Genomic DNA, 3,383 nt, shown 5'->3' with positions numbered 1-3,383 from the left:
TTCTTGGCGAGATCGCCGTTGGCATCCTGATAACTGATGGTGTAGAGGTTTTCGCGTCCGGCGTCGGCGATGGAAATCTTGCTCGCCAGGCCGTTCAGCATTGCCTCGGTCTGTTCGGGCGTTTTCGCCTTCACGTCGAGGTCGGTCATGCGCGCGACCCGTTCCAGCGTCGGGCGGCTGACCAGCTGACGCGTCATCAGCTTGATCTGCTGCTCGACATTGGGCTCGGCCGCCAGCCCCGACAACAGCGGCTTCAACAGCGTTTGCGTATCCACATAGACGCGCGCCGACGCCTGATAGCGGTCGGGAATCATCATCACCCAGGTCCAGCCGACAATGCACACCAGCCAGGCCGTTGCCACGCCCCACCAGCGTCGCTGCCAGGCGGCTTTGGCATAACCCAGAATTTGTTGCAGCATTTGATCCATGCGGACGTTCCACCATCAATAAAGCGCCCGCCAGCCTGCGGCTTGGGCACACGCGCCGCTCAGGCGGCGCAGACATATTTAGAACAGGTTTAGAACAGGCTTTCGGGCACCACCAGCACATCGCCCGGACGCATATCGACGTTGGCCGAAACGTCGCCGCCTTTCAGCAGGTCTTCCAGGCGCACGCCGAGGCGCTCCTGTTTGCCGTCCACGGTACGCAGAATGTAGGCCTTGTTGCCTGCGGCGAAATCGGTGAGGCCGCCGACCGAAATCATCAGGTCGATCAGGCTCATTTTTTCACGGTAGTTCAGTGCCTGCGGCTTGGCCGCTTCGCCGACCACGCGGAGTTGCTGGTCGAACGGCCCGATACCGCCGGCGACGATGACGGTGACGATGGGTTCCTGGATGTATTTGGCGAGTGCCTTCTCGATGTCGCGCGCCAACTGGCTGGGGGTCTTGCCGGAGGCCTGGATGTCCTCGACCAGATTCATGGTCATCTTGCCGTCGGGGCGCACCGGGAAGCTGCCGGACACCTCGGGATTGCGCCAGACGAACACCTGGACCGAGTCGCCCGGCCCGACCAGATAGTTCCAGTCGTAGCTGCCCGTCTGCGCGGGGGCGGGCGGATAGGTCGGCGTGCTGGAACAGCCCGCCATGGCGGCCGCGGCCAGCACCACGCCGACGCGTGCAATGCGCTTGTTGATCGTAAACATTTCCACCCTCCCTTATAGGCTGTTAATCCGCTGGCATTATGCCAGAGCGAATTAAAAAACCATTTCAACGCCGAAGACAGCAAGCAAGCCACGGACCAAACCGCGAACGCTTCGGCCCCTTGATAAACAAGGGGTTGCGTGCACCCCGCCCCGCCAGGGACGTCGACCACTCGACAACGGTGTCGTAAGGCTGTCGCCTGCCGCGGTATCATGCCGTCCATGAGCCCTTACTCAGCCGACAGCCTCGATGCCCTGCGCCAGCACATCCGCGAATTTGCGCGTGCCCGCGCCTGGGAACGCTACCATACTCCCAAGAACCTGGTGATGGCGCTGAGCGTGGAAACGGCAGAGTTGCTTGAGCCCTTCCAGTGGCTGACGGCGGAACAAAGCTGCCACCTGAGCGCCGAACAGCACGAGGCGGTGCGCCAGGAAATGGCCGACGTGCTGATCTATCTGACCCGGCTGGCCGACGTGCTGGAAATCGATCTGCTCGAAGCCGCCGCCGACAAGCTGGCGATCAATGCGCGCAAGTATCCCATCGACCGGGCGCATGGCAACGCGCTCAAATATTCGGATTTTTCGGATGACTGACCTGTATTTCAAACACCACGTCTTTTTCTGCACCAACCAGCGCGACGACGGCGCCAAATGCTGCGGTGCGTCCGGCGGCCAGCACATGCGCGACTACCTGAAGAAGAAGGTCAAGCACGCCAATCTCAATGGCGCAGGCAAGTGCCGTATCAACAGCGCCGGCTGTCTCGACCGCTGCGACGAAGGCCCGCTGCTGGTCGTCTACCCGGAAGGCGTCTGGTACACCTACGTGGACGAAACCGACATCGATGAAATCTTCGAAGTCCACCTCAAACAGGGGCGTATCGTCGAACGCTTGCAGTTGAAGTGACCCGCCCGGGCAAAGCGGCCAGCATGAAGCGTTACAAGCTGCGCATCCCGGTGCCGGCCGGCAAACTGGAGACCGTGATCGACGACCCCGAGAACGGACGCCGCGGGCTGCTGCTGGTCGCGCACCCGCACCCGCTGCACGGCGGCAGCCTCGACAACAAGGTCGTCACCACCCTGGCCAAGGCGGCCAACGAAGCGGGCTGGGTCAGCGTGCGCCCGAATTTCCGCGGCGTCGGCATGAGCGACGGCGAATTCGACGCCGGCGTCGGCGAAACCGAGGATTTGCTGGCGGTCGCCCGTTTCGTCGAAGCCAGCTACCCCGGCCTGCCCTGGGCCTTGGCCGGATTCTCGTTCGGCGCCTTTGTGCAGCACCGGCTGCGCCAGCAACTCCCTGCACAGCGGCTGATCCTGGTTGCGCCGGCGGTCACCATGTACGAATTCGACCCGGTCCCGCCCGACACCGTGGTGATCTACGGCGACGCCGACGAACTCATTCCGCCCGCCGCCATTCGCCTGTGGGCGGAGCAGCAGAAGCTTTCCACCAAAATCGTCCCCGAAGCCGGACACTTCTTTCACGGCAGGCTCAAGGAACTGAAGCAGGCTTTTACCGAGGCCTGCCCGTGCTGAAGGTGCACGGCCTCACCAAACGCTATGGCGGCACCGAAGTGGTGCGCGGGGTCGACCTGCACGTGCGGCGCGGCGAGTGCTTCGGCCTGCTCGGCCCCAACGGCGCCGGCAAGACCACCACCCTGCGGCTGCTGCTGGGGCTGATCGAACCCGACAGCGGCAGCATCGAACTGGCCGGCATTGCGGTGCCGCAACACGCGCGCGAAGCGCGCATGAAAGTCGGCGTGGTGCCGCAAATGGACAATCTCGATCCTGATTTCAGCGTGCGCGAAAACCTGCTCGCCTACGGCCGCTATTTCGGCATGGCCAAGTCCGCCATCGCCGCACGCGTGCCCGAGCTGCTCGAATTCGCCGGGCTCGCCAGCAAGGCCGACGCGCCGATCGTGCAGTTGTCGGGCGGCATGAAGCGGCGGCTCACGCTGGCGCGCGCGCTGGTGCACGACCCCGACATCCTGTTCCTCGACGAGCCCACCACCGGGCTCGACCCGCAGGCGCGCCATCTCATCTGGCAGGGACTGCGGCGCCTGCTCAACGAGGGCAAGACCATCGTCCTCACCACGCATTTCATGGACGAGGCCGAGCGGCTTGCCGATCGCCTCGTCATCCTCGACCATGGCCGCGTCGTCGCCGAGGGCGCACCACGCGCACTGATCGAATCGCACATCGAGCCCGCCGTGGTCGAAGTGTTCGGCGAAGACCTGGCCGACTGGACGCA

6 protein-coding genes are annotated in these 3,383 nt (G+C 63.9%); 4 read left to right on the top strand and 2 right to left on the bottom strand.

Going from position 1 to position 3,383, the window contains the following annotated elements:
* A partial coding sequence (locus Q0L94_RS12800) for a Wzz/FepE/Etk N-terminal domain-containing protein (RefSeq protein ID WP_296753789.1) occupies positions 1 to 428 on the bottom strand: 428 nt, incomplete at its 3' end.
* 89 nt (positions 429 to 517) lie between these two features.
* Positions 518 to 1,141, bottom strand: coding sequence for an XrtA/PEP-CTERM system exopolysaccharide export protein (locus tag Q0L94_RS12795; RefSeq protein WP_296753788.1), 624 nt, complete (start codon positions 1,139 to 1,141; stop codon positions 518 to 520).
* 219 nt (positions 1,142 to 1,360) lie between these two features.
* On the opposite strand from Q0L94_RS12795, the gene Q0L94_RS12790 reads away from it, so the two are divergent.
* The 4 genes from Q0L94_RS12790 to Q0L94_RS12775 all read left to right on the top strand — a co-directional run.
* Positions 1,361 to 1,732, top strand: a complete 372-nt coding sequence (locus Q0L94_RS12790; protein WP_296753785.1) for a nucleotide pyrophosphohydrolase — start codon at positions 1,361 to 1,363, stop codon at positions 1,730 to 1,732.
* Positions 1,725 to 2,042 (top strand): (2Fe-2S) ferredoxin domain-containing protein, encoded by a 318-nt coding sequence (locus Q0L94_RS12785; protein ID WP_296753784.1) that lies wholly within the window; start codon positions 1,725 to 1,727, stop codon positions 2,040 to 2,042. Before Q0L94_RS12790 ends, Q0L94_RS12785 begins: the two co-directional genes overlap by 8 nt.
* Before the next feature lie 23 nt (positions 2,043 to 2,065).
* The gene (locus tag Q0L94_RS12780) at positions 2,066 to 2,668 is read left to right on the top strand and encodes an alpha/beta hydrolase (RefSeq protein WP_026177301.1); all 603 of its coding nucleotides are present in this window, start codon (positions 2,066 to 2,068) and stop codon (positions 2,666 to 2,668) included.
* A partial coding sequence (locus tag Q0L94_RS12775) for an ATP-binding cassette domain-containing protein (protein ID WP_296753781.1) occupies positions 2,662 to 3,383 on the top strand: 722 nt, incomplete at its 3' end. The genes Q0L94_RS12780 and Q0L94_RS12775, both read left to right, overlap by 7 nt.

This window comes from Thiobacillus sp. (assembly GCF_024708915.1).
Note: the sequence above shows the minus strand (reverse complement) of the source record. Positions and strands in the feature narration are given on the sequence as shown.

What these genes read in the sequence shown, in the direction of transcription:
- Q0L94_RS12795 (WP_296753788.1), bottom strand. Translation starts at nt 1,141, where the DNA reads ATGTTTACGATCAACAAGCGCATTGCACGCGTCGGCGTGGTGCTGGCC.
- Q0L94_RS12790 (WP_296753785.1), top strand. Translation starts at nt 1,361, where the DNA reads ATGAGCCCTTACTCAGCCGACAGCCTCGATGCCCTGCGCCAGCACATC.
- Q0L94_RS12785 (WP_296753784.1), top strand. Translation starts at nt 1,725, where the DNA reads ATGACTGACCTGTATTTCAAACACCACGTCTTTTTCTGCACCAACCAG.
- Q0L94_RS12780 (WP_026177301.1), top strand. Translation starts at nt 2,066, where the DNA reads ATGAAGCGTTACAAGCTGCGCATCCCGGTGCCGGCCGGCAAACTGGAG.